At 70.7% G+C, this 25,044-nt stretch carries 18 protein-coding genes; 1 reads left to right on the top strand and 17 read right to left on the bottom strand.

Annotated elements, in window-relative coordinates; translation table 11 throughout:
* Positions 1 to 137: 137 nt before the first annotated feature.
* The 14 genes from ABJF88_07235 to ABJF88_07170 form a co-directional block, all read right to left on the bottom strand.
* Positions 138 to 1,784: a M28 family peptidase gene (locus ABJF88_07235; GenBank protein MEP0546706.1), complete on the bottom strand. Its 1,647-nt coding sequence runs from the start codon at positions 1,782 to 1,784 to the stop codon at positions 138 to 140.
* A 142-nt stretch (positions 1,785 to 1,926) separates the two neighbouring features.
* The gene (locus tag ABJF88_07230) at positions 1,927 to 2,106 is read right to left on the bottom strand and encodes a hypothetical protein (GenBank protein MEP0546705.1); all 180 of its coding nucleotides are present in this window, start codon (positions 2,104 to 2,106) and stop codon (positions 1,927 to 1,929) included.
* Between the two features lie 89 nt (positions 2,107 to 2,195).
* Positions 2,196 to 2,696, bottom strand: coding sequence for a hypothetical protein (locus ABJF88_07225; GenBank protein MEP0546704.1), 501 nt, complete (start codon positions 2,694 to 2,696; stop codon positions 2,196 to 2,198).
* Positions 2,697 to 3,056: 360 nt separating this feature from the next.
* Positions 3,057 to 4,220 carry a DUF3095 family protein gene (locus ABJF88_07220; GenBank protein MEP0546703.1) on the bottom strand — a complete coding sequence of 388 codons (1,164 nt, stop codon included), beginning with the start codon at positions 4,218 to 4,220 and terminating at the stop codon, positions 3,057 to 3,059.
* Positions 4,221 to 4,412: 192 nt separating this feature from the next.
* A complete protein-coding gene (locus tag ABJF88_07215; protein ID MEP0546702.1) occupies positions 4,413 to 5,213 on the bottom strand; it encodes a DUF4249 family protein in 801 nt (266 codons plus the stop codon).
* A 116-nt stretch (positions 5,214 to 5,329) separates the two neighbouring features.
* Positions 5,330 to 8,017: a TonB-dependent receptor gene (locus ABJF88_07210; GenBank protein MEP0546701.1), complete on the bottom strand. Its 2,688-nt coding sequence runs from the start codon at positions 8,015 to 8,017 to the stop codon at positions 5,330 to 5,332.
* Between the two features lie 232 nt (positions 8,018 to 8,249).
* Positions 8,250 to 9,413, bottom strand: a complete 1,164-nt coding sequence (locus ABJF88_07205; protein ID MEP0546700.1) for a FecR domain-containing protein — start codon at positions 9,411 to 9,413, stop codon at positions 8,250 to 8,252.
* Between the two features lie 20 nt (positions 9,414 to 9,433).
* A complete protein-coding gene (locus ABJF88_07200; protein ID MEP0546699.1) occupies positions 9,434 to 9,985 on the bottom strand; it encodes a sigma-70 family RNA polymerase sigma factor in 552 nt (183 codons plus the stop codon).
* Positions 9,986 to 10,140: 155 nt separating this feature from the next.
* Positions 10,141 to 10,965, bottom strand: a complete 825-nt coding sequence (locus tag ABJF88_07195; protein ID MEP0546698.1) for a geranylgeranylglycerol-phosphate geranylgeranyltransferase — start codon at positions 10,963 to 10,965, stop codon at positions 10,141 to 10,143.
* Positions 10,966 to 11,050: 85 nt separating this feature from the next.
* Complete coding sequence (locus ABJF88_07190) at positions 11,051 to 11,590, bottom strand: hypothetical protein (GenBank protein ID MEP0546697.1); 540 nt, start codon at positions 11,588 to 11,590, stop codon at positions 11,051 to 11,053.
* A 116-nt stretch (positions 11,591 to 11,706) separates the two neighbouring features.
* Complete coding sequence (locus tag ABJF88_07185; GenBank protein ID MEP0546696.1) at positions 11,707 to 12,117, bottom strand: hypothetical protein; 411 nt, start codon at positions 12,115 to 12,117, stop codon at positions 11,707 to 11,709.
* Positions 12,118 to 12,397: 280 nt separating this feature from the next.
* The gene (locus tag ABJF88_07180) at positions 12,398 to 12,850 is read right to left on the bottom strand and encodes a hypothetical protein (GenBank protein MEP0546695.1); all 453 of its coding nucleotides are present in this window, start codon (positions 12,848 to 12,850) and stop codon (positions 12,398 to 12,400) included.
* Positions 12,851 to 12,893: 43 nt separating this feature from the next.
* The gene (locus ABJF88_07175; GenBank protein ID MEP0546694.1) at positions 12,894 to 13,568 is read right to left on the bottom strand and encodes a DNA-3-methyladenine glycosylase; all 675 of its coding nucleotides are present in this window, start codon (positions 13,566 to 13,568) and stop codon (positions 12,894 to 12,896) included.
* Complete coding sequence (locus ABJF88_07170; GenBank protein ID MEP0546693.1) at positions 13,565 to 14,596, bottom strand: isoaspartyl peptidase/L-asparaginase; 1,032 nt, start codon at positions 14,594 to 14,596, stop codon at positions 13,565 to 13,567. Before ABJF88_07170 ends, ABJF88_07175 begins: the two co-directional genes overlap by 4 nt.
* Positions 14,597 to 14,881: 285 nt before the next feature.
* Here ABJF88_07170 and ABJF88_07165 point away from each other — a divergent pair, with 285 nt between their 5' ends.
* Complete coding sequence (locus ABJF88_07165) at positions 14,882 to 21,385, top strand: PAS domain S-box protein (GenBank protein ID MEP0546692.1); 6,504 nt, start codon at positions 14,882 to 14,884, stop codon at positions 21,383 to 21,385.
* A 31-nt stretch (positions 21,386 to 21,416) separates the two neighbouring features.
* On the opposite strand, the gene ABJF88_07160 is transcribed toward ABJF88_07165, so the two are convergent.
* The 3 genes from ABJF88_07160 to ABJF88_07150 all read right to left on the bottom strand — a co-directional run bounded on the left by ABJF88_07160 (position 21,417) and on the right by ABJF88_07150 (position 25,032).
* Entirely contained in the window at positions 21,417 to 21,731 is a 315-nt protein-coding gene (locus tag ABJF88_07160) for a hypothetical protein (GenBank protein ID MEP0546691.1), read from the bottom strand.
* Positions 21,732 to 21,865: 134 nt separating this feature from the next.
* Positions 21,866 to 22,750 carry a c-type cytochrome gene (locus tag ABJF88_07155; GenBank protein MEP0546690.1) on the bottom strand — a complete coding sequence of 295 codons (885 nt, stop codon included), beginning with the start codon at positions 22,748 to 22,750 and terminating at the stop codon, positions 21,866 to 21,868.
* A gap of 167 nt (positions 22,751 to 22,917) precedes the next feature.
* Complete coding sequence (locus ABJF88_07150; protein MEP0546689.1) at positions 22,918 to 25,032, bottom strand: sodium-translocating pyrophosphatase; 2,115 nt, start codon at positions 25,030 to 25,032, stop codon at positions 22,918 to 22,920.
* Positions 25,033 to 25,044 lie beyond the last annotated feature (12 nt).

The following is a 25,044-nucleotide window of genomic DNA, read 5'->3' as shown; positions in this document are numbered from 1 at the left end:
AAGGCGGCGGCGACGGCTCGTTCGGTGTGGTCGCCGCGGAGGGCGGCGTCGAGGACGCGTTGGCGGAGGTCGAGCGAGAAGGCGCGCATGAGCGAGGAGTTGGGGTCGCCCCAACTTACATCATCCAGAACCCTGCTCTAGTTGGTCCCGACGACTTCGGGCTCGGCCGGCACGAACGGCTTGCGCGGCAGCAGCTCGTCGCGCTCGGCGGTGTGGTGGGCGAAGACGGCCATCATCGCGGCGGCCTGCTGGAGGTCGTCGGGGTCGAGGTGGTCGTACACGTCCAGGTGCGTGTGCCACGTCTTGGCGAAGTAGGCGAGCGGGTCCTGGATGAACTGGAAGCCCGGGATCCCCGCCGCGTCGAACGAGACGTGGTCGGTGCCGCCCGTGTCGCGGGTCGTGAGCGTCTGCGCCTCGGGGTCGCCGAAGGCGTCGAGCCACGCGCGGAAGACGGGGCGCACGCCCTCGTTCGACTGCATGTAGATGCCGCGGAAACGGCCGGAGCCGTTGTCCATGTTGTAATAGGCCGAGACCTTCGCCTGCTCCGGCTTCAGCTCGGACGCGGCCTGGCCGTAGCCCTCGACCGTCGCGAAGTGCTGGTTGACGTACTCGCGCGAGCCGAAGAGGCCCTGCTCCTCGCCGCTCCAGAGCGCGAAGCGGATCGTGCGGCGCGGGCCTTCGCCCCGCGCGTCGTAGTACGCCTTGAGCGCGCGCGCCGCCTCCATCACGACGGCCGAGCCGGCTGCGTTGTCGGTCGCGCCGGACCCGCTGTGCCACGAGTCGAAGTGGCCGCCGATGATGACGATCTCGTCGGCGAGGTCGGTGCCGGGGATCTCCCCGATCACGTTCTCCTCGACCACGGCCTCGTCGGTGAACGTCGCCTCGAAGTCGAGGTCGATCGTCACATTCTGCCCCGCCTTGGCGAGCCGGATCAGCCTGTTGGCGTGCTCGTCGAGCACGGCGAACTGGGGCACGGTCTCGGCCCCGACGGTCCACGGCGCGGAACGTCCGCCGGCGCCGGTCTCGCTCCCGGTGGGGACGGAGGCCTGCGTGGCGCGGACGGCCCCGCTGCCGCCGGTGTTGGACGGCGTCAGCACGGCGAGCGGGTCGGCTTCGAGGATCGCGCTCGTCCGGGCGGCACGGGCGCGGTAGCGAGCGATCGCCTCGGGGCTGTAGCGGCGCTGCGCGCCCTGCGTGCCGGCGAGGCCCGCGTTCGCCAGTTCGAGGAGGTCGTGCTCGTCGTGGCGCTGGGCCAGCGGCTCCAGCCCGCGGGCGACTTCGCTGAGGTCGCCGACGAGGACGATTTTACCCGCGAGGTCGAGCGCGTCGAGGTCGATCTCTGCCTCGGTGTCGATCACGACGAGTTCGCCGCTGACGCGGGCGGCCGACGGGCTCCAGCCCTTCGGTGCCGCCGTGATCGGGAACGACTGCGCGGCCACGTCGGGGCCAGTGACGCGCGCGGCCATCGACATCCGGTCGGCGGTCCAGCCGCGCCCGAACGTGCCCCACGGCTCGATCTCAGCCGAGACACCCCACGACTCGAACCGGTCGTGCGCCCACTGCTGCGCGCGGTTGAGCGCTTCGGAGCCGGTGAGGCGGGCGCCGTGGACGTCGGTCATCCACGTCGCGTGGTCCATCACCTGGCCGCGCTCGGACGTTTCGGCCTTGAGGAAGGAGATAGCGAGCGTGTCGACGGGCTCGACGGCGGGCGGGGCGAGCGTGGCCGTCTGCGCGAAAGCGGGGGCTGCCAGGACGAGGGCAGCGGCGAGCAGGAAACGATGCATCGAAGAAACAGGCGGATGGACGGGGAGAGCACGAAAGGTACTTCGTCCATCTCCCGACGCCACGCCTCACTGATCGAAGCGGCCATGGATTGTGATGACCGCGCACGCTCGTGTCGTGAGTCGCCCTGCTGACTCCCTGCGATCACGTAGGCCGCGACCGAATTCGGCCACGCATAACGAGGTACCACCCGCTCCCGATCACGACGAGCAGCAGCGGGATGGCGCCGGGCTCGCTCTCCACCGTGATCATGTACGCCATAAGCCCGGCCCCGACCACGACGATGAGTACCGAGAGCAGCGTGTGCACCTTGAGCTTTTCCATCGTACAGAGGATTGGGTGAGCGGGAGCGGCTAGAATCTGGCGGTGAAGCTCGCGAAGCGGGGGGCGCTTCACCTGCGGGCGGCGCGACGTCACACCGCGCCCCGCTCCGGTTTTTCGCGCGCGGCCTCCCGAAACAGCAAGCCAGATCCGACGAACAGGGCGGCGAAGAACCCGGCGATCCCCAGGATCTCGAACGTGGAGTTGTACGCGGGGACGATCCCGGCGACGAGGGCTGCCACCGCGACGGACGTGAGAACGAGCGCTGTCGCGAACATCGCACGCGCCATCCCACGGGGTTGGAAGCGCGCGAGGAGGGCGCCGACGATCGCGACGGCGGGCACCAACAGGAAGAACAGCACATCGGCGGCGCTGTCGGTGAGGCCCACGGCCCCGTTCACCCACACGAGGAGGAATACGGCCGCGAGCGCTACGCCGGCTCCGGCTCGGTACGCGGCATCGCCGCTCTTCCTCACGGCCAGTTCGAAGAGCCCGAGCGAGCCGAAAAGGAGGACGGCGGCGAAGACGAAGTCGCTCCCCGTCCAGTCGACTTCATCGGTGAACTGCATCGCAATCAGGGGGAGCAGCAGCACGAGCGCCGCGGCGGCCCACGCCGCTACCCGCCACCGGCTCCCACGCCATCCGTCACCGTTCGCTGTCATAGCCTCTCCTCCGTGCATGTCCGTGTTCATAGTCGTTCGAGGGTTAAATGATCGCGCCACATCACAATGTACTTTGCAATACAAAGCACATGCAAGTGCTCACTCAAAAAACCTGGGGCAGTACGACCGACCCGTCCCAAGCGGTCGGACACAGCCAGCGAAGGCATCCGTCATTCCCCCCCGCGGGCGTTCGACGGTCGAGGGCGATACCGACGGCGATGCCGATCCCGCCCGCTACATTCTCGGCGGGCTTATAGCAGGAGGGTCCGTGCGCCCAAGGGTGTTGATGCGTTACGCGCTTGCCGCTCGATCCCGGACCTTCTGCTTCAGCATCCCGGCCGCTAGCGTGTAGCCTCCATCCGCGCCGTCTACGAAATGGATGTGCTGGTCGGTCCAGTCACTCACGTAGCAGGACATGACTGATTCACGGCTGACCGCGAGTCCGTAGGTGATCACGCCCTCGCGCTCCATCTCCTGGAGTCTTGCCTCCAAGTGCTCCCGCTCCTGCCTAGAGCCTGCGATGACGGTATTGATCCGCCCGTCGATGACGAGCGTGTCCGTTAGAACTACGAGTTGATCGAGGTAGCGTTTGCCGCGCGAGCTCCGCAGGAAGACAGCCCCTCCGAGGCGGGTGCCGATCCACGCCCGAGCGAGGTCCCAGAACGTCACGTACCCATGCCGTGCCTTGAGCTCCGTCGTCAGCTTGGCGATGGTCCCGTCGAGGCGGAGGCTCGACCGCGCGATGGGATTTCTAGCGTCAAGCGCCCCATAGACTTCGTCGAGGAGGTCTACGACGCGCTTGAACACGGCGGCCTGGCCCTCCTCGACCGGCGTCGTTACGAGCAAGCTGACCACCTCATGGGTGGAGACCGCTGGCCCAATTCGGTCCCAGCGGCACTGCATCCCCTGAAGGTCGAGGACATCGCTCGGAGTCAGTGGGGTGGGACGCTCCAGCCCCTTGACGCGGCGTTCGGCTTCGGCCAACCCGTGGCCCAACACTACCGGGATGGAGAAGAGGTCGGAGAGGTGTAACCGACCGACGCGTAGCGTCCTGGAGGCCGAGGCGAGGTCGAGGACCGGAACGGAGCCGACGCGGAGTTCGAGGCCGAAGTTTTGACGGGTGTTCCGCCGGTGGGCGGCCAGCGCAGCCAGCGCGGGCTCCAACAGAACCGGAGGCACGAGGATGGTCGCTCCATCGCCGCCAAAGAAGAATGGGAGCGTGAGGCCCGACCGGCGCGCGAGGTTGAGCGCCGCGATGATGCCCCCCGTCGCGATGAGGTTGACGACTTCGTGCCGCCCCGCACGCACGGCGTCCGTCGAATTCTCGATGTCGGTGACGATCACGTGCCAATCCGGTGGGACGTCGGCGAAGAGTGACGCGTCGGCGAACAAGGCGCTCAGCGTGGTCCGATGGATCGGCAGGTCGGAGAAGAAGCGAGCGGACGAGGTGCCCATGGGGAGCAGGAGGCGGATAAAGGGAAGGGAGGTGCTGTACCTCGCCACCCGGAGAACCGTCGGCCGCTCGGGTGCGGTGGATGGAAGGCACACGCGCGTCCCAAGCGGAGGATACGATGCCCGCGCAGCGAAGTACTGCCTCCCTCGTGCGGCGTCGAAGGATGCGGCGGCACTATGCCCACCTCGCTCCCCCTACTCCCCGACCGCCAGCGTCCACCGATCGAGCGCGAGGCCGACGGCGATGCCAATGCCGCCCGTCACATTCCCGACGGGCTCGCGGCGGTCGGGGTCGGTGCGGCTGAGGGCGTAGCGGGCGTAGTCCGGCCCGCTACGGAGGAGCGCCACGTCGAGCGCGTGCGGCGGCAGCGGGTCGTCGGACGTATCGACAGGCACGGCGTAGACGCCGCTCCACCGGCGGACGGCCCCCCCTGCGGCGAGGTCGGCCTCGCGTCGCGTCGCGTCGGTTAGCAACACGAAGTCCACGACGGCGGAGGGGAACGCGGCGGGTGGGCTCAGGCGAGCGCGGACCCACGACGAGTCGGCGTTCGAGTCGGCAGCGGGCGCGGTCCAGTAGAGCGTCACGTCCACGGGGTAGAGGAAGCCCTCGCGCACCTCCAGCCCGAGCGAGTCGGCGAAGACGGCTTCGACGGGCGCAGCGGCGGGGACGACGCGGACGCTATCGAGCGTGATCGGCGCGGGGAGCAGGCTGGCGGCCGTCGCGCGCTGGCCGAGAGCGGTCACCTCCAGCCTCAGCGTTGCGCCTGAGGCTGCCGCGAGGGCGCGCTGCGGGGCGTAGCGCCCCGGCTGCCCGGGCACGGGCGCGTAGCCCACCGCCTCGCCGCCGAGTGTGAGCGTCACGACGGCATCGGCCACGGGCGGCGCGGCGGCGGGGTCGTCGAGGTCGGCCGTGCGGCGGATCGTCACGGCGGGCAGCGGCCGGCCCGTTTCCACGAACGCCTCGACGACGAGCCGCGCAGGCTCGGGCTCCGCCACGTCGCACGCGGCGAGCGTGAGGAGAAGCGAGGAGACGATGAACCGAGGAATCGACGCGAGCCGACGAGCCCATCCTCGCCTCCTCGTCTCTCCGCCTCCTCGTCTCGTCACCCCCTTCACCATTGCACCTTCAGGTTAACCATCGGGAGAATCGGGAGGCCCTGCACGTCGGTCGGCGTCACCACCGGGGGCGTCGGGTCGAAGCGCTGGCCGACGGTGTTACGGCGGTTGAGGAGGTTGTACGCCTGCGCGTTCGCGTCCCAGTCCATCCCGAACAGCTTGAACGTGTAGCCGACGGCGAGGTCGAGCCGGGCATAGACCGGGAGCCGCCCGTTGTTGATGGCGGGGCGGGCGAGGTAGTACGTCGGCTCGGCGTCGTCGCCGTCGAGCACGTCGCCGAGGGCGTAGCGGGCGACGGGGACGGTGACGGGGTAGCCGCTTCGGAGCGTCGCCGCGACCGAAACGGTCCACCGGCCTAGCCCGCCCTGCAACAGACTCTTGAGCGCGTGCGGCGCGTCGTAGCGGGCGCGGCGGTAGACCTCGCCCGGCGGGCGTTCCTGCGAGCGTGCGAAGGCATACGACAGCCCGAGCCGCCACCGCCCGCGCTCCGCCTGCGCCGCGAGTTCGATCCCGAACGACCGCCCGGACCCGGCCACGTACTGCTCCAGGAGGGCGCCCGGCAGAATCCCCGGCCCCTCGATCCCGTCCTTCGACTGGAACTCGTCGGCGGGGAGGAGGATGTCGCCGAGCTGCCGGCCGTAGACGTCGACGCCGAGCGAGAGCCAGTCGGCCGGGACGGCTTCGAGCCCAATCGCGGCCTGCCAGCCGACGGCGGGGCGGACGGCCTCGCTCGCCGGGATCCAGCGGCTGGAGGCGAGGTCGTAGGTGTACGAGTAGCGATCGCGGAGACGGTGGAGGTACTGCACCTGCCGGCTCAGCCCGGCCTTGAAGAACAGCCGCTCCGGCGTGACGACGTAGCGCACGTTGAGGCGCGGGCTCAGCGAGAGGTACGGCCCGAGCCCGAACAGCTCGGCGCGGAGGCCGGGCTGCACCTGCCACTGCGGGTTCGGCTGCCACGTGTCCTGCACGTAGACCACGGCTTCGAGCGCGCGGACGGCGTCGCGCTGCGTCCGCGCCGTCCCCTCCCCCGCTTCGGAGCGGAGCACGGTCTCTTCGAGCGTGCTCTCGAACGTCCGCCCGACGAGCCGCACGCCGAACCGGAGCTGGTGCTCGAGCGAGTAGTAGTAGTCGGCGTCGGCCGTGAGCCCGGCCTCGGCGAAGCGCACGCGGTAGTCGCTGTCGACGAGCGAGGCGGCAGTGGGCTGGGCGAAGGCCTGCTCCGTGGCGCGGTAGCGCGAGTAGTAGCCCGTGGCGGTCACAAAGAGGCGACGGCCGTAGAGGTAGCGGTAGCGCGCCGAGAGCACGCGGTTGCCCCAGCCGTAGTTCAACCGGAGCCCGAGCGGGCCCCCGAGCGCCGCCGCGGGGCGCACCGGCTCGATGAGCGAGACGAACGGCACATCCGCGTTGAGGTCGTCGCCACCCTCGTAATAGCTCAGCGAGAGGCGGTGGAACTGCGATGGCCGGAGCGTGACTTTGGCGCCCACGTCGAAGAAGTAGTAGCCCAAGTCCTGCTGCGCTTCAGGCGCGGCCTCGCCTTCGTCGAGGAAGAGCGCCGACGAGGTCGCCTGCACGCGCGGCGAGAACAGGAGGTCGAGGTAGCTCCGCCGGCCGGAGAGCATCAGCGAGGCCCCGCGCCCGAGCGGGATCTCCCCCACCGCCCGCAGCGCAACGGGGCTCAGCGACGCCGTGCCCGCCACGTCGTCCCGGTCGCCGTCTTTCATCTCCACGTCGAGCACGGACGAGAGCCCGCCGCCGTACTCGGCCGGGAACGAGCCTTTGTAGAGCCGGACGCTCTTGAGCGCCTCGGTCTGGAATGTCGAGAACAGCCCGAAGGTGTGCCACGGGTGGATGATCGGAGCACCGTCGAGGAGGTAGCGGTTGAAGTGGGAGTCGGAGCCGCGGATGACGAGTTCGCCGCCGGCCTCGCCCGCGCGGCCCACGCCGGGCAGCCATTCGAGTGCCTGAAACAGGTCGCTCTCGCCGAGGAAAGCGGGGATCGCGGCGGCGTGCCGGACGTCGACGGCGTCGCTGCCGGGCACGGGCAAGAGATCGCTCCGCTCGCCCTCTGTCCCCTCCACGATCGCCTCACCCCCGACGACGACTTGCGGCAGCAATCGCACCGTCGGCGGCACCTCTTCGGACTCGGGATAGACTGACAGCTCGCGCTCGACGGTCCGGTAGCCGATGTACGACACGCGGACGCGGTACGCCCCCGCCGGCAGGCCCGGCAGCGCGAAGTAGCCCGCCGGGTTCGTCGCCGTCCCGAGCCCGAGCCCGATGAGCACGACGTGCGCGCCCGGCAGCACCTCGTTCGTCTCGCCGTCGACGACGGTCCCGCGCAGCGTGCCGTAGTACGGCTCGGGCTCCAGCCCCGGCGTCGGGTACGCGCTGACGACGACGTACTGTCCCGGCCGGAGCCGCTCAGCGCGGAGCCCGCTGTCGCGGAGGATCGTGGCGAGCGCCTGCTCGGGATCGTCGCCGAGGTAGCGCCCGGTGACGGCGCGGCCCTCGACGAGCCGCTGCGCGTACACGACGTCGATGCCGGTCTGCGCGGCGAGCTGTTGGAGCACGGCTTCGAGCGGCGTCCGCTCCGCCGTCAGCCGGATCGTCTGCGCCGTGGCCTCCGGCGCCGTGAACACGGCCACGGCGGCCCAGAGCAGCAGGACGAGGGACGGACGGCGCATGAGGCGGTGAACGAGAGGCGGAACGCAGAGTTGCAGGCGGACCCGGCGGCCACACCAGCTTCACGATAACGCTTCGACCGCTCGATTATGGCCTTGCGACCCCCGCCGCACTCGGACCCCCCGTTTGATTCGCGGTCGCTGCGCTCCCGGCTTCACCAAACTGTCCCCCTTGAAGGGCAGGGACCGCCCCGTGAGCGCTGAGCCCATCGGGCGATGCGAACGGGGCGGGGGGTCAGCGGCCCGCCGGAACGATGCGGTAGCCGCCCGCCGCGTCGGGCTCGACCTGAGCGCCGAGCGAGACGGCGAGCGCCTGCAGCGACTCCTCGGCCGGCCGGTCCGCCGAGTACGCCCCGCCGACGCGGACCGACGCGAGCGACGGGTCGAGCATGATCGGGACACCGTAGTGCGCGCTGAACCGCTCGGCGACCTCGTCGGCCGGGGCGTTGTGGAAGTACCACGTGCCCGTCCACGCGAGCGACGCCACCACGTCGGCCCGCGCCGGCGGCTCGGGTGCCTGCCCACCGACGACACGGCTCCGCTGCCCCGGCTCCAGCCGCACCGACTGCTCGGGGTCGACCCGCGTCGCCACCTTCACCGAGCCGTTCGCGAGGACGACTTCGGTCTCCAGTTCGTTCGCGTCCACGCCGAACGTCGTCCCTAGCACCGTCGTCAGCGCCGTCGCCGTCTCGACGACGAAGGGCTCGTCGCTCGGCACGACCTCGAACAGAGCCTCGCCCGCGAGGCGGACGCGGCGCTCGCCGTCGTCTTCGGTCTCGACCATCAACCGCGAGGACGCCGCCAGCATCACCGTCGAGCCGTCGTCGAGCGTGACCGTGCGGGTCTCGTCGGCTGCCGTGTCGTACGTCTCGAACCCGGCGTCGCGCTGCAGGATGAACACCATGATCGCGGCGAACGCGACGACAGCGACGGCCACCGCCGAGCGCCACGCCCACCGCCGCGCCGCGCGCGGTCGCTCGGGCGCCCGGTCCTCGGCGCGCTTCCGCATTCCGATCTCCTCCCGCACGGTCGCCGGGGCGGGTGCCGGCTCCGCCTCCCACGCCGCGTCGAACGCCGCGTGATCGGCACGGATGCGGCGGACCACGTCGTCGAGCGCGGGGTGGGCGGCGATCGCGCGCTCCAGCGACGGGCGGGCCGCGATCAGCCGGGCCTCTTCCTCCGGCGCGAGCGTGGCGGGGTCGGCCTCGCCGATGGCGTAGAGCACGAGGAGGTCGAAGTCGGGGAGAGCGCGACGGAGGTCGGCGCCGAGCCGGGCGCGGAGCGCGGTCCAGAGCGCGAGCGCGTCGGCCGTGCTCGCGTCGTCGCCGAGGGCGTGGCGGAGGGCCTCGCTCTCGGCGGGGTCGAGCGCCTCGAAGAGGGAGTCGTAGGAGTCGTTCATCAGGTCGTTCGGTGGGTCGGTCAGCCGAGCAGGAGGGATAGGGGGCCGATCACGAGCGCGAGGAGCTCGCTGCGCAGCCGCTCGAAGGCGCGCTTGACCTGCATCTTCACGGCGGCTTCGGTGGTGTCCACCATGTCCGCGATGTCTTTGTATTGGTACCCCATCTCGCGCAGTTCGATGATGCGGCGGGCCTTCGGCGTGAGCACGTCGAGCGCACGTTCGAGGTCCACCCGCAGGCCCGTCGACTCCGTGCCGCCGGGGTCGGCCGGCGGGCGTTCGGGGTCGTAGAGGTACTCGCGCCCGCTGTAGCGGCCCCGGTAGAAGTCCTGCAGTTCGAACACGGCGGCCTTCATCGAGAACGCCTTGAGCCGCGCCGGATTCTGGAGCGCTTCGAGGCCGGTATGCACGCGGAGGAGGGTATTCTGCACGAGGTCGTCTACGTCGGGCCGACCGCCGATGCGGCTCAGGAAGAACCGCCGCAGGATCGGCTCGAGGGCCTGGAGCAGTCGCTCGCGGGCCCCGTCGTCGCCTGCCTGCGCCCGGAGGACGGCATCCGAATCGAAAGCTTGCATGGGGATTGCGTCGCCCCGTAGGGGGCGTCCGTGCTATGAGCCGCCGACCGCGCGCCCGAAGTCACAGGGCACGCCCCTCGGAGGCGTGAAAGAATGCCGAAGGAGGGCGCCTGAGGGAGTACGGCTCCCCTCGTCCAACCGCGCCGGCCCGCAACTTACCACGTTCCGTCGACTAATCGGGCGGCGGCGAGCGCGAGGATGCCCGCGACCATCGCCGCTTTGAGAAGCGCGCTCGCCCTGCCCGCCCGGCGGCGCAGCAGCGCGTTCGGCGCGCCGAGGAGGGCCCACGCCGCTGCCAGCAGGAGCCCAGCGGCTGGGAGCCCCAGCGCGAAGAAGTCCGCGCCCAGCCCCGCCACGAGCGCGAGCGGGAAGGACGCCAGCGTCGCGCCCACCGCCGCCACCGCCACCCACACCGCAATCTGCGGCCCGGCGACGAGCGGCAACGTCCGTGCCCCGCCCGTCGCATCACCGACGGCGTCTTCGATGTCCTTCGCCACCTCACGCGCGAGCGTCGAGCCGAAGGCGAACGCCGCGCCGAGGAGCGGCACCGACCACGCGGCCGGAGACACGGCGAGGCCGCCGTAAAGGATCGCGAGGCCGAGCACGGCCGCGACGGCGAGGTTGCCGAACAGCGCCGTCCGCTTCAGCCGCGCGCTGTAGCCGTAGAGCAGCGCCACCGAACCGACGGCAATCGCGACGTGCAGCGGGGAAAGCCACGCGCTCAACCCCACGCCGGCGCCGGACGTGAGTCCCCAGAACACGCGGGCCGCCCCAACCGAGAGCACGCCCGCAGGCAGCGGTCGGTCCGGCCGGTTCACCCGGTCGATCTCCACGTCGAACACGTCGTTGATCGCGTTCGCGCCCGCGCCGATGAGCGCCGCGCTCGCGGTGGCGAGGGCGAGGGCCCGCCCTTCACTTCCGACGAACGCGCTCGGTCCGGCCGCGAGAAGGCCGCCGAGCGCGACGCCTGCGAAGAACATCACCACGTTCAGCGGACGCGCGATGCGGATCAGCCCGCGTGCGCGTGCGCTCCACGACGCCGGACTCGGCAACGCCGCCTCCACGTCAGCGGCCCCGGCGGTTCAGGTTCACTTCGAGCAGACCACGCACGTCCGTGAGATCGAGCCCGCCGGTGTTCCGGTACACCTCGGAGTATGCTTCGAGGTCGACGCGCTTCGTCCGGCTCAGCGTCAGCGTCTCCGAGTCCGCGCGGTCGAACTGCAGCGTGGAATCCAGCAGAAGCCGCTGAAGCCGGGCCTCGTTTCCGCTCTCGAACGTGAGGGTGACCTCGTCCCGCGTCACCGTGAACGTGCCGTTGATGATGTTGTCGAGCCCACCCACCACGCGGTACCGGAACTGGAACTGGCCGCTATCGAGGAGTTCGACGCTCGTCCGCTCCTGGTTCAGCGTGTCCAACACGACGGCATCCGGTACGAACTGGGGATCCGGGTTGAAGCGAAACAGGGTAAAGTCGTAAGTCCCCGTCACCTCTGTCGTATCCGCGGGCGGGATCGGATCGGTGGTGTCGCAGCCGGGGAGGACGGAGAGGGCGAGCGCGCCGCAAAGCGCGACGGCGAACAGACGGGGGGCAAAACGAGAGAGCATGGCAGAGGGGAGAGTGAAAAGGAGGCGGGAGTATACGGCGGGGGGCACCCCCCATAGCAAGCCGAGCCGTCGGGCGGCGAGGTAACACCCGCCCCACGAAAGGCCGCCTCCGAACGCTACGCCTCGTCCTCGTCGTCGCTCTCCAGCCCCATCAGGTAGTCCTCGACGCTGCCGATCACCACGCGCGTCTCGTCGTCCACCTTCCGCGATGTGAGATCGCCCTGGCGGAGGAGCTTCTGCACCTGGCTCCGGTCGATCATCTTGAGGATGCGGCGGGCCTCGGTCCGGCTCACCGTGTCGTCGCGGTACTCCTCGGCGAAGCCTTCGAGGAACTCCAGCGAGCGCGGCGTGATGCGGATGAGGCGGAGTTCCTCGTTGTCGTCCGAGATCGCCCAGTCCAGTTCAGCATCGATGAGGCCGCGGTCGGCCCAGCGGACGAGGGTCTGTTTGGAGATGGAGACGTCCTCGGAGAGCTTGTCGAGTTCGAGCTCTCGCGCCTCGCCGTTCAACGTGGAGATGCCTGCCATGCGAAATCCTCAGTGTCGTTTGTTGCGACAGAAATGCGAAGGTGTTACACGGCGCGGCCGGCCAAATGATCCTTTTTGTCAAGATGTGAGAGACTGCGTGGCAACCAGCGGAAACGCACCGTCCCCCTTTCCTGTCATCCTGAGCAGCGCGAAGGGTCTCCCCCGCCGCGAGACGCCTCGAAGGCAGATCCTTCACTGCGTTCGGGATGACAGAGGGCGAGGGCGCAACTCGGGTCTGGCAAATGGATACCGAGCGAAGCTGCGTGCACGCCCGCCAGCCTCAGTAAAGTGCCCGGTCGGTCAGCTCGGCGAGTTCGTCGCGCGAGATGAGGCGCCACGACGGCGAGCCGAGGTTGCCGGCCTTCGTGCGGTTGAACGTGGCGCGGAGCAGGATCTGCTTGTCGTCGGTGCCGTCGGCGCTGAAGCTCAGGCCGGAGAATCGGAAGACGAACGTGATCTCCGTCGGGTCGAGCCCGAACGCCCGCCCGAAGGTGTCGACGAAGTAGCGGACGTCGTCGGTGACGGCCCCGGCGCGGTTCTCGGCGAGCTCGTCGACGACGGCCGTGATGGGCCGGTCCTCATCGTCCGAGGGGAAAACGCGGATGTGGGTGACCCCCTCGGCGTCGTACGTCTGCCACGTGAAGAGGGTGTCGATGGCCTGCGCCTGCGCCTGCGGCCCGAGCGCCCAGAGCATCGCCGCGAGGAGGGCGCTCTGCATCCACGTACGGTTCATCGGTTCGGGGGTTGGTGACGGGGCTACCATAGACACCGCGCGCCTATCGGCGCAACTCGCCGAGCCCTTTTCCCCCGCGGCCCGGCATCGGTGCCGTCCACTCCACGAGGTCGGCGGCGCGCCAGAGGTACCAGCTCGCGACGCTCCGGTACGGCGCCCACCGCTCGCCGAACGCCCGCAGCTCCTTCGGCGCGGGGAGGTCGTCGAGCCCGTACGCCCGGCGCACCCCGTTGCGCACGCCGAGGTCCGTCACCGGCAGCACGTCCGGCCGGCCGAGCTGGAAGATCAGCAGCATCTCGACCGTCCACGGTCCGACGCCGCGCACGAGCGTCAGCCGGGCCACGATCTCGGCGTCGTCCATCGTGAGGAGGACGTCGCGCGGCGGCACGGTCCCGTCCAGCGTCCGCCCCGCGAGGTCTTTGGCGGCGGCGGTCTTGGCGCGGGAGAGGCCGACCGAGCGGAGCGTGTCGTCGGACGTGTCGAGGATCTCGTCGGGGTCGGGGTGCTCACCGGGGAAGAGGTCGAGGAGGCGGCGGTGGATCGTCGCGGCGGCCTTGCCGGAGAGCTGCTGGAAGACGATGGCGCGGAGGAGCGACTGGAACGGGTTGTCGAGCCGGGCGAACTCCAGCCGGCACGGCCCGACGATGTCGACGAGCCGCGCCATCACGGGGTCAGCCGAGGCGAGGTGGGCGGCGGCGGTGTCGAGGTCGTAGCTCATCCCTCGCGGTAGATCTCGACCGTCACGTTCCCGTCGGCGTCAATCGTGCCGCGGAACATGCCCGGGGTGTTGAACGGCATCGCCACGCGGCCCTCGCCGTCAATCGCGATCACGCCGCCCGTGCCGCCTAGCTCGCCGAGCCGCTCGTGGATGACGGCGCGGGACGCCTCGGCGACGGACTCCCCGAGGTACATCATCCGCGCCGAGACGTCGTGCGCGACGGCAAGGCGGATGAAGTACTCGCCGTGGCCGGTCGCGGAGACGGCGCACGTCCGGTCGTCGGCGTACGTGCCGGCTCCGGGGATGGGCGCATCGCCGACGCGGCCGAAGCGCTTGTTCGTCATGCCTCCGGTGGAGGTCGCGGCGGCGAGGTGGCCGCGCTGGTCGCGGGCGACGGCCCCGACGGTGCCGGTCATCTGCCACGCCTCAGGCGTGCGCCCGGCATCGCCGGAGGCGTTGCGCTCGCGCTCCTGCACGCGGTCGAGCGCTTCGCGGCGCGATTCGGTGTAGAAATATTCGTTCGGAACCGTCTCCACGTCGTGCTGAGCGGCGAACGCCTCGGCCCCGTCGCCCGTCATCATCACGTGCGGGGAGGCTTCCATCACGAGGCGGGCGAGGCGGATGGGGTTCTTGATGTGCTTCACGCCGGCCACGGCCCCGGCGGCGAGCGTCTCGCCCGACATGATCGAGGCGTCGAGTTCGACCGTGCCCTCGCTCGTGAAGACGGCGCCGCGCCCGGCGTTGAAGAGCGGCGAGTCTTCGAGGAGCGGGATCGCGGCCGTGACGGCGTCGAGGGCCGAGCCGCCGTTTTGGATGACGGCATGGCCGGCGCGGAGGGCCTCTTCGAGCGCGGCGCGGTAGGCGGCCTCGCGCTCCGGCGTCATGCTGCCGCGCTCGATCACGCCCGCCCCGCCGTGGATCGCGAGGACGTAGCGGGCCTCGTCGGCGGGTGGCGCGTCATCGACAGGCTGTGCCGAGGCCGGGACGAAAGCGAGCAGCGCGACGGACAGGAGCAGGAGGCGAAGCATGGTCGTCGGGGCGAGGAGGACAAGGGTAAGGAAGAGGCTCCACCCGCCGCTGCCGGGCCTCCGGCGGATGCGTGGTCGGCGGCACGGGAGTGGCGATCCGGGCCCGTTCCCCTGCGGGGGAAACCACGCGCGCCCGGCGGCGTGAGGAGGGCCGCAGGGTCGTATAATACGATCTTGCGGCAGATTCGCTCGGCCTCGACGCCCTCGGCCGCGCCCCTCCCCCATCACCGATTCAGGCCCGCAGCGCTGCCGCCGTACGCCTGACGCCCCCAACTACGTGTCGACGTGGAGCTTAACCGACCCGACGACCCCTCTCCCGAAACCGCCGACAGCACGGCGGCGCGGGCCGCTTTCACGATCGTCGGCGTCGGCGCGTCGGCGGGGGGGCTCAAGGCGTTCGCCGAGTTCTTCGCCGGACTGCCGGGGGCGCCGGGCATGGCGTTCGTCCTCGTGCAGCACCTCGCGCCAGACCACGAGAGCGAGCTCGCCGAACTGCTCCAGAACCACACGGCGCTCCGCGTAATCCAGGTCGAGGACGGGGTCCGCGCCGAGCCGGGTAGCGTCTACGTCATCCCCCCCGGCAAAGCCCTCTCCATTCGGGACGGCGTCCTCCGCCTCGACGAGCCCGCGCGCCCCCACGGCCACCGCGCGCCCATCGACGACTTCTTCCGCTCGCTCGCGGCGGACCAGGGCGAGCGCGCCGTCGCCGTCGTCCTCTCGGGGACCGGAAGTGACGGCACGCTCGGGCTCAAGAAGCTGAAGGAGGTCGGCGGCCTCACCGCCGCGCAGGACCCCACCGACGCCGAGTACGATGGGATGCCGCGCAGCGCCGTCGGCACCGGGCTCGTGGACGTCGTCCTCCCGGCGCGAGAGCTCGGCGGCCGGCTCGTCGAACTCCGGCAGCGGGGGCAGCCCCTCCCCCCCCTCCCCGAGTCGCTCTCCGAGCCCGACAGCGAGGCGCTCGCGCAGATCTTCGCCCGTCTCCGCGCCGGCACCGGCCACGACTTCTCGCGCTACAAGCAGACGACCGTCCTCCGCCGGATCGGCCGGCGGATGCAGGTCACGGGCGCGGCCGACCTCCGCGCCTACGCCCGCGCACTCCGCACCGCCCCCCGCGAGGTGGAGGCCCTCCTCCAAGACCTCCTCATCTCCGTCACCAACTTCTTCCGCGACCCCGAGGCCTTCGCCGCGCTCGAACGGGAGGTCATCCCGGCGATGTTCGCGGGGAAGCGCGCCGGGGCGCAGGTGCGCGTGTGGGTGCCGGGCTGCGCCACGGGCGAGGAGGCCTACGCCATCGCGATCCTCCTCAGCGAGTACGCCGCCCGCCTCGACGCCCCGCCCGCGCTCCAGGTCTTCGCCACGGACATCGACGAAGGCGCGCTCGCCTTCGCCCGCGCCGGCGTCTACCCCGAGACGATCGCGGCCGACGTCTCGCCCGACCGGCTCGAACGGTTCTTCGAACGCGAGGCCGGGGCGTACCGCGTGAGCGAGCACCTCCGCGAGCGCGTGCTCTTCGCCTCGCACAACCTCCTCAAGGACCCGCCGTTCTCCAACCTCGACCTCGTCTCCTGCCGCAACCTCCTCATCTACCTCCAGCGGGGCACGCAGCAGCGGATCTTCGAGCTCTTCGCCTACGCCCTCCGCACGCCCGGCTTCCTGTTCCTCGGCACGTCGGAGTCTGTGGAGGGCACGCGGGACTTCTTCACGACGCTCGACAAGAAGCAGCGGCTGTTCCGGGCGCGCGGCGTGGCGCCCCGCCCTCGGTTCCCCATCACGCCCTCCCTCCCGGCAACGCCCCTCCGAGAGCCCGCCGAGCCGCCGGAAGCGCCCGTCCCCGAGCCGCCCCCGGCCTCCCTCGACGACCTCCACCAGCGGCTCCTCCTCGCGCACCACGTCCCGCCGAGCGTGCTCGTCAACCCGAGGCACGAGATCCTCCACGTCGCCGGCGACGTCAGCCGCTACCTCGCCTTCGCCCCCGGCCGTCCCACGAGCGACCTCCTCAAGGTCGTCCGCACCGGGCTCCGGCCCGAGCTCCGCACCGCCCTCTTCCACGCCGCCGAGCGCGGGCGGACGACGGAACGCCTCCGCATTCGCACCCGCCTCGATGGGGAGCCCGCCCACGTCGTCCTCACCGTCCGCCCCCTCGGCGAGCGGGACGGGGCGGAGGGCCTCGTCCAGGTCGTGTTCGAGGAGGAGCCCGTCGCGGTGGAGGCCACGCCGCCCACCGACGGCGCGGCGCCGCCCGCGCTCGAACCCCTGGAAGCTGAGCTGGAACGGACGAAGGCCCGGCTCCAGAGCACGATCGAGGAATACGAGACGAGCAACGAGGAACTCAAGGCGTCGAACGAGGAGCTCCTCTCGATGAACGAGGAGCTCCAGAGCACGAGCGAGGAACTGGAGACCGGGCGCGAAGAGCTCCAGAGCGTGAACGAGGAACTCGTCACCGTCAACCACGAGCTCAAGACGAAGATCGAGGAGTTGGGTCACACGAACGCCGACCTCAAAAACCTCATCGACTCCACCGACGTCGCGACGCTCTTCCTCGACCGCGACCTCCGCATCACGCGGTCCACGCCCCGCCTCCGCGAGCTCTTCAACGTCCTCCCCACCGACCGCGGGCGGCCCATCGGCCACCTCACCCGGAACGTCGCCTACCCCGCCTTCATCGACGACGCCCGGCGCGTCCTCGAGACGCTCGACGCGGTGGAGCGCGAGGTCGAGGCCGACGACGGCCGCCGCTTCCTCACCCGCATCGTCCCCTACCGCACGGCTGCCGAGCAGGTCGACGGGGTGGTGGCGACGTTCCTCGACATCTCGCGCCGCGTCGAGGCCGAAGAGACCGCGAACCGCCGCGAGGCCCGGTTCCGCCGGGTGATCGCCGACGCGCCCTTCCCCATCCTGCTCCACGCCGAGGACGGGGAGATCCTCCAGATCAGCCGGGCGCTGACGGAGCTGAGTGGCTATGCCCCCGAGGATATCCCCACGCTCGATGCCTGGACCGAGCGCGCTTACGGAGAACGCGCCGTCAGCGTGGCGGGCCACATCGACCGGCTCTACGCACTCGACACCCGGGTGGAGGAGGGGGAGTACCGCGTCCGCACGAAAGACGGGGAGGAGCGCGTCTGGCAGTTCTCCTCCTCCCCTGTCGGCACGGACGGGCAGGGGCGGCGGCTCGTCGTCTCGATGGCGGCCGACGTCACCGAGCGGAAACTCGCCGAGGACGCCCTCCGCGCCAACAAGCAGCGCCTCCGCCTCGCCGTCGACGCGGCGGAGATGGGGACGTGGGACCTCGACGTGCGGACCGGCGAGGCCGTCCGCTCCCCGCGCCACGACGCGATTTTCGGCTACGCCGAGCCGCTCCCGGCGTGGACCTACGAGCAGTTCCTCGACCACGTCCACCCCGACGACCGGGACTCGATCAGCCAGAGCTTCGACGCCGCGATCGCCGCCGGGACCGAGTGGCACTTCGAGGGCCGCATCCACCGGGCCGACGGCGCGCTCCGCTGGATCTGGGCGCGCGGCGTCCCCCACCGCGACGAGAGCGGGGAGGTCGCCCGCTTCGTCGGCGGCATCATCGACATCACCAAGCGGAAGGAGGCCGAGGCCGTGCGCGAGGTCGAGGCGGGCCGGCAGACCGCGCTCGCCGCCTTCGGCCTCTACGCCCTCACCGAGACGGACACGCAAGCCCTCTTCGACCGCGCCGTCGCCGTCGTCCACGAGGCGCTCGGGGCGGACTTCACGAAGGTGCTCGAGCTCCAGCCCGCCAGCGCCGACGGCGAGGCAACCCTCCTCCTCCGCTCCGGCATCGGGTGGCAACCGGGCCTCACCGGCACCGCGACCGTCCCGACGGACGCGGGCTCGCAGGGCGGCTACACGCTCACCGTAGACCAGCCCGTCCTCGTCGGGGACATGGACCGGGAGACGCGCTTCCAGGGCCCCGCCCTCCTCACCGACCACGGCGTGGCGAGCGGCGTGAGCGTCGTCATCGGCGGGCTCGACGCGCCGTTCGGCGTCTTCGGCACGCACAGCCGCACGCCGGAGGCCTTCGACGCCGCCGACGCCCGCTTCCTCCAATCCGTCGCGAACGCCGTGGCCTCGGCCGTCGACCGGATCGAGGCGATAGACCACCTCGAAGAGCGCGTCGCAGCGCGGACGCGGACGCTGCGCGAGAGCGAGGCCCGCCTCCGCCTCCTCTACGACGTGATCTCCCAGCCCGCCGACGACGTCGGGGAGCAGATCGACCGCGCGCTCCACCTCACGACGGACCTCCTCGGCCTCGACGTCGGCATCCTCAGCCACATCGAGGGCGACACGTACACCGTCGAGCGCTGCTACGCCCCCGGCACCGGGCTTGAGCCGGGGCAGACGTTCGCCGTCGGCGAGACGCCGTGCGCGATCACGCTGACGGGGGAGAAGCCGCTGATGATCGGGCAGCTCAGCGCCTCCGCGCACCGGGGCCACCCGTGCCGCGACGCCTTCGACATCGAGTGCTACGCCGGCGCGCCGGTCCGCGTGGGCGGGGCCGTCCGCGGCACGCTGAACTTCACGAGCGCGACGCCCCGTGCCGAGCCGTTCTCCGACGGCGACCGCGAGCTCGTCGCCCTCCTCGCGCAGTGGGTGGGGACGGCGCTGGAGCGGGAGGCGGCCGAGGACGCGCTCCGCGAGCAGAAGGCGTGGTCCGAGCTGCTCATCGAGAGCTCGCACGACGGCATCCTCGCCATCGACACGGCGCACCGCTACACCGCGTGGAACGCCGGAATGGAGCGGATCTCCGGGCTCGGCCGCGACGACGTCCTCGGCCGCGTCGCCGCCGAGGTCTTCCCCTTCCTCGAGGAATCCGGCGAGACGATCTACCAGCAGGCGGCGCTCGACGGCAAGCACCTGACCTCGCAGAACCGGCCCTACACCATCCCCGAGACCGGACGCTCGGGGTTCTACGAGGCCCGCTACACCCCCCTCCGCAACGCCGAGGGTGCCGTCGTCGGTGGGCTCGGCGTCGTCCGCGACGTGACCGAACAGAAGCGGGCGCAGGAACAGATCGAGCAGTCCGAGCAGCTCCTCGCCGGCGTCCTCCTCTCGTCGCTCGACGGGATCACGGCGTTCGAAGCCCTGCGCGGCGCGGACGGCCAGATCGAGGACCTCGTGTGGCTCGTCGCGAACCCCGCCGCCGCCGCCCTCGCCCGGCAGAACGCGGCGGACCTCCTCGGCGCGCGCCTCAGCGAGACGCTGCCGGGCATCCGTGCGAGCGGGTACTTCGACGATTTCGTCGGCGTCATCGAGACTGGGAAGCCCTCGCGCGGCCTCCGCTACTACACGGCCGGCCCCGTCAAAGGATGGTTTGAGCATACCGCCGTCAAACTCGGCGACGGGCTCACGGTGACGATCCGCGATGTCACCGAGCAGAAAGAAGCGGAGCGGGCCCTCCGCGAGAGCGAGGAGCGCTTCCGCGGGCTGTTCGAGGGCTCGCCCGACGCCATCTTCGTCGAGAGCCTCGACGGCGTCGTGCTCGACGTGAACCCCGCCGCCGCCCGCCTCCACAACACGACGCGGGAGTGGCTCATCGGCCGCGACCTCGGCGAGCTCGTCCCTCCCGCCTACCGCGAGCGAGCGCAGGCCGACTTCGAGCGGCTCGCGCGCGGGGACACCTCCCTCCTCGAGAGCCACAGCTACACCGCCGACGGCCTCGTCGTCCCCGTCGAGGTGCGGACCGACCGGGTCACGTACGGCGGGCAAGAGGCCCTGCTGCTCCACGTCCGCGACGTGGCCGAGCGCGACGCGGCCGAGCGCGCCCTCCGCGAGAGCGAGGAGCGCTTCGCGAAGGCGTTCCACGCCGCCCCCGTCGCCATGACGATCTCGACGTTCCACGAGAACCGGTTCCTCGACGTCAACGGGAGCTACTGCGCCCTCACCGGCTTCTCCCGCGACGAGCTCCTCGGCCGGACCGCCGAGGAACTCGGGATCATGCCCGACGGCACGCCGGCCATTCCCCACGCCGCCCAGCTCGAGACGACGGGCAGCGCGAGTGCGGTGGAATTCGTCATCCACACCAAAGACGGCGTCCTCCGCGACGTCCTCGTCTCGGCCGAGCTCATCGAGATCAGCGGGCTCACGTGCATCCTCGGCATCGGGTTCGATGTGACGGAGCGGAAGCGGCTGGAGCGCGAGGTGATCGAGGCGGCCGAGCTCGAGCGCCGCCGGATCGGGCAGGACCTCCACGACGAGCTCGGGCAGCAGCTCACGGGCGCGGCGTTCCTCGGCCAGGTCCTCACCCAGCGCCTCACGGCCGGGGACCGGCCCGAGGCCGATGCCGCCAGCCAACTCACCGACCTTATCAACCGTGCGCTCGCCGAGATGCGCGACCTCTCGCGCCTCCTCTCGCCCGTGGACGTGCAGGCCGAGGGGCTGATGGACGCGCTCCAACAACTCGCCGACCAGACCGAGCGCGTCTTCGACGTCGCCTGCTGGCTCCGCACGGATGGCGACGTCGGCGTGGCCGATAACGTGGCGGCCACCCACCTCTTCCGCATCGCGCAGGAGGCCGTCAACAACGCCGTCAAGCACGCCGCCCCGTCCGAGATCGAGATCGCGCTCGCGCGCAGCGGCGAGGGCCTCCGCCTCACGATCACCGACGACGGCATCGGCATCGACCCGGCGATGATCCAGCAGTCGTCCGGGCTCGGGCTCCGCACGATGCGGTACCGCGCCGCCCTCATCGGCGCGCGGCTCGACATCGAACCCGGCGAGCACGGCAGCGTCGTGGCCGTGCTCCTAGCCGACGCCGACGGCTAACCGGGACCGCTCGGCCCCGGCACGGTCCGCGCTACTCGCGGGGCACCACGCGGCCGTCGGGCAGGATCCGCTCGTTCGGGCCGGGTGGCGTGCCGGGGAAGTTCGAGATCGACACGTCAGGGTCCCGGTCCTCGGGGACATAGTGCGTGTGGTCGCCGTGCGAGATGCCGACGTACCCCTTCTCGCCGAAGGGGTCGAGCGCGCTGAAGAACGCGAGGAGGAGGAAGAACCCGGCGATGCCGAGGAGCACCCAGCGACGGCGCTTCACGGCCGCAGCCGAGGGCGGGGCCTCAGCGGGCGGCGTGGGAGCCGAGGCGACGGGCGACGGGGTTGACGGTGCAGCCATAGGGACGTGAGAGCGAGTGAAGACGTGTCCGTCCCCAAAGGTAGCGCCATTCCGATCCGCATGCCGATGCGTTTTCGCTGCATCCCGCCGCGTCGCCACTGCGATCCCTCCGCGTGGTCAGGCCGTCCGCGTGGTCAGGCACCGGCGCGGGATGCGTACAGCGAGGCGAAGTAGGCGTGGAGCGCACGGATCTCCTCATCGGTCATCGGCCTCGTCAGCGCGAGCGGCATGAACTCGGGGTCGATATCGGCCTTGTCGGTCCGTTCGCCCGTCCGCAGCGTGTGCTCGAACGCTTCGAGCGACCACCCGCCGGTGGCGACGAGCGACGGCGCGGGGATCATCCCCGGCGGGCCCGGTGGCTCCAGCATGCCTTCCATGTCGTCCCCGTGGCAATACGCGCAGACCCCGGCGAGGTACTCGCCGTACTCGACCGTCACGCCGGGCTCGGGCCGGTCGGCGCGGGCCGGCTCCGAGCGCACCTCGAAGGCGAGGTCCTCGGCCATCGTCGCAGCCATGATCCGGCCGACCGGCTTGAATTCGGTCGGCGGCAGCACGTTGTCGACGGGCGGGATCGTCTGGAGGTACGCGATGAGCGCTTCCATGTCGCGGTCGGCGACGCGGTGGAACGCGGCCGACGGCATGACGAAGACGGAGCGGCCGTCCGGCTTCACGCCGTGGCGCACGGTCCGGTCCCAGTCCGCCACCGAGTAGCGCGCGCCGAGGCCGCCCGCGCCCGCCGTCAGGTTCGACGCGACGATGCGGAACGGCGGCGCATCGGCCATCACCTGCCCGGCGAAGTTCTCGCCGTGGCAATCGTTGCAGCCGTAGATGGTGGCGAGGTGCGCGCCGCGCGCGAGGTGCGCCGAGTCCGCCCGGACGTCCAGCGACGCGAGCGTCGGCACGTCGTACGTCCGCCCGAGGTTCGATCCCCCGACGACGTACATCGCGCCGCCGACGAGGAGGATCGTCAGCAGCAGCCCTCCGAACACGATTCCGCCCCACCTGACAATCTTTTTCATGACACAACAAGGTTAGTTACTGATAAATCCGAATATATAAATCGCGCCTGATACGCACAACGGGAGGGGTGGAGCGGAAAAAACGCACGAGCCCGGCCCCGCAGGTAGCGGGACCGGGCTCCGGTAGTCGGGGCGACCGGCCGGTCGCCCTACGCCAGTTCAGACTATCACACGAGGAGCGGCGCGATGACGAGCGCCACAACCGCGATGAGCTTGACGAGGATGTTCAGGCTCGGGCCCGACGTGTCCTTCAGCGGGTCGCCCACGGTGTCGCCGACGACGGCGGCCTTGTGGACCTCGGTGCCCTTGCCGTAGTGGACGCCGTCGATCGTGATGCCGGACTCGATCCGCTTCTTCGCGTTGTCCCACGCACCACCGGCGTTCGACTGGAAGATGGCCATGAGCACGCCCGTGACCGTCACGCCGACGAGGAGCCCGCCGAGCATGTTCTTGTCGATGAACCCGATGAGGACGGGGACGGAGACGGCGAGAAGGCCCGGGAGGACCATCTCGCGGATGGCCGCCTTCGTCGAGATGTCGACGCAGCGCTTGTGGTCGGCCTTCGCCGTGCCCTCGCGGAGACCGGGGATCTCGGCAAACTGCCGGCCGACTTCCTTGATCATGTCGCCGGCCGCGCGGCCGACGGCGTTCATCGCCATCGCGGAGAACACGAACGGCAGCATCGCCCCGAGCAGCACGCCCGAGAGGATGATGGGGTTGGCGACGTTGATCGTCTCGATCTGCGCCTGCTGCATGAACGCGGCGAAGAGGGCGAGCGCGGTGAGCGCCGCCGACCCGATCGCGAAGCCCTTGCCGATCGCGGCCGTCGTGTTGCCGACGGCGTCGAGGAGGTCGGTCCGCTCGCGGACTTCCGGCGGGAGCTCGGCCATCTCAGCGATACCGCCGGCGTTGTCCGAGATCGGGCCGTAAGCGTCGACGGCGAGTTGGATGCCCGTCACCGACAGCATGCCGAGCGCGGCGATCGCGATGCCGTAGAGCCCCGCCGCGCTGAAGGCGCCGATGATGGCGAGCACGAGCACGATCGTCGGGCCGCCCGTCGAGTACATCCCGACGCCGAGGCCGGAGATGATGTTCGTCGCCGAGCCCGTCACGCTCGCTTTCGCGATGCCCGTCACGGGGCCGCGGTGCGTCGCCGTATAGTACTCGGTGATGAGGCCGATCGCGACGCCGGAGGCGAGCCCGATCAGCACGGCGAAGTAGATCCCCAGCGCCGAGTAGTTGAAGAGGCCGACGATCGGCGTCGTCGCTTCGAACTCGGCCGGCAGCATCGCGGCGATGATGAAGTACGAGAGGATCGCCATGATCGCCGCCGCGCCGAACTCACCGATGTTGAGCCCGCGCTGCGGATTGCCGCCCTCCTTCACCTTGACGAAGAACGACCCGATGATGGACACGATGATGCCGACGCCCGCGAGCGCGAGCGGGAGCAGCACGGCGCCGAGCGGCATGCCGCCCTCGGCCACGAGCGTCGGGATGAAGGCCGCGCCGAGCACCATCGTCCCGATGATGGAGCCGACGTAGCTCTCGAAGAGGTCGGCGCCCATGCCGGCCACGTCGCCCACGTTGTCGCCCACGTTGTCGGCGATCGTCGCCGGGTTGCGCGGGTCGTCCTCGGGGATGCCTTCGTAGACCTTCCCCGCGAGGTCGGCGCCGACGTCGGCCGCCTTCGTGTAGATGCCGCCGCCGACGCGCGCGAAGAGCGCGATCGACGAGGCGCCGAGCGAGAACCCGGCGAGCACGTTGATGACGGTCGCGATGTTCGGCACGCCCAGTTCGTCGACGAAGATGCCCTGGTAGACGAGGAAGAGCACGCTGAGCCCGAGCACGCCGAGCCCGACGACGGAGAGCCCCATTACGAGCCCGCCCGAGAACGCGACGTTGAGCGCGGGGCCGAGGCCGGTCCGCGCGGCGTTCGTGGTGCGGACGTTCGCCTTCGTGGCGACGCGCATCCCGATGAAGCCGGCGAGCGCCGAGCAGAACGCGCCGACGACGAACGAGAGCGCGATCAGCGGCGAGGAGTCCACGCGGCCCATGTTGGCGAACGCGAGGAGCACGGCGACGGCGGCGACGAAGACCACGAGCACGCGGTACTCGCGGCGGAGGAACGCCTGCGCGCCCTCGGCGATGTCGCCGGCGATCTCGGCCATCCGGTCGGTGCCGACGGGCTGCTTGCTGATCCACTGGGCGCGGATGAACGCGTAGCCGAGGGCGAGCAGGCCCGCGATCGGTACGAAGTAGGAGATTAACGTTTCAAGCTCCATGAGAAACGGGGT

Source organism: Rhodothermales bacterium, from assembly GCA_039944855.1.
Taxonomy (GTDB): Bacteria; Bacteroidota; Rhodothermia; order Rhodothermales; family JANQRZ01; genus JBBSMX01.
Note: the sequence above shows the minus strand (reverse complement) of the source record. Positions and strands in the feature narration are given on the sequence as shown.

Excerpts from the sequence above, each read along its gene's own strand:
- ABJF88_07220 (MEP0546703.1), bottom strand. The coding sequence starts at position 4,220 with ATGGGCACCTCGTCCGCTCGCTTCTTCTCCGACCTGCCGATCCATCGG.
- ABJF88_07190 (MEP0546697.1), bottom strand. The coding sequence starts at position 11,590 with ATGCTCTCTCGTTTTGCCCCCCGTCTGTTCGCCGTCGCGCTTTGCGGC.
- ABJF88_07200 (MEP0546699.1), bottom strand. The coding sequence starts at position 9,985 with ATGCAAGCTTTCGATTCGGATGCCGTCCTCCGGGCGCAGGCAGGCGAC.
- ABJF88_07155 (MEP0546690.1), bottom strand. The coding sequence starts at position 22,750 with ATGAAAAAGATTGTCAGGTGGGGCGGAATCGTGTTCGGAGGGCTGCTG.
- ABJF88_07210 (MEP0546701.1), bottom strand. The coding sequence starts at position 8,017 with ATGCGCCGTCCGTCCCTCGTCCTGCTGCTCTGGGCCGCCGTGGCCGTG.
- ABJF88_07235 (MEP0546706.1), bottom strand. The coding sequence starts at position 1,784 with ATGCATCGTTTCCTGCTCGCCGCTGCCCTCGTCCTGGCAGCCCCCGCT.
- ABJF88_07185 (MEP0546696.1), bottom strand. The coding sequence starts at position 12,117 with ATGGCAGGCATCTCCACGTTGAACGGCGAGGCGCGAGAGCTCGAACTC.
- ABJF88_07205 (MEP0546700.1), bottom strand. The coding sequence starts at position 9,413 with ATGAACGACTCCTACGACTCCCTCTTCGAGGCGCTCGACCCCGCCGAG.
- ABJF88_07180 (MEP0546695.1), bottom strand. The coding sequence starts at position 12,850 with ATGAACCGTACGTGGATGCAGAGCGCCCTCCTCGCGGCGATGCTCTGG.
- ABJF88_07195 (MEP0546698.1), bottom strand. The coding sequence starts at position 10,965 with ATGTTCTTCGCAGGCGTCGCGCTCGGCGGCCTTCTCGCGGCCGGACCG.
- ABJF88_07170 (MEP0546693.1), bottom strand. The coding sequence starts at position 14,596 with ATGCTTCGCCTCCTGCTCCTGTCCGTCGCGCTGCTCGCTTTCGTCCCG.
- ABJF88_07160 (MEP0546691.1), bottom strand. The coding sequence starts at position 21,731 with ATGGCTGCACCGTCAACCCCGTCGCCCGTCGCCTCGGCTCCCACGCCG.
- ABJF88_07175 (MEP0546694.1), bottom strand. The coding sequence starts at position 13,568 with ATGAGCTACGACCTCGACACCGCCGCCGCCCACCTCGCCTCGGCTGAC.
- ABJF88_07150 (MEP0546689.1), bottom strand. The coding sequence starts at position 25,032 with ATGGAGCTTGAAACGTTAATCTCCTACTTCGTACCGATCGCGGGCCTG.
- ABJF88_07230 (MEP0546705.1), bottom strand. The coding sequence starts at position 2,106 with ATGGAAAAGCTCAAGGTGCACACGCTGCTCTCGGTACTCATCGTCGTG.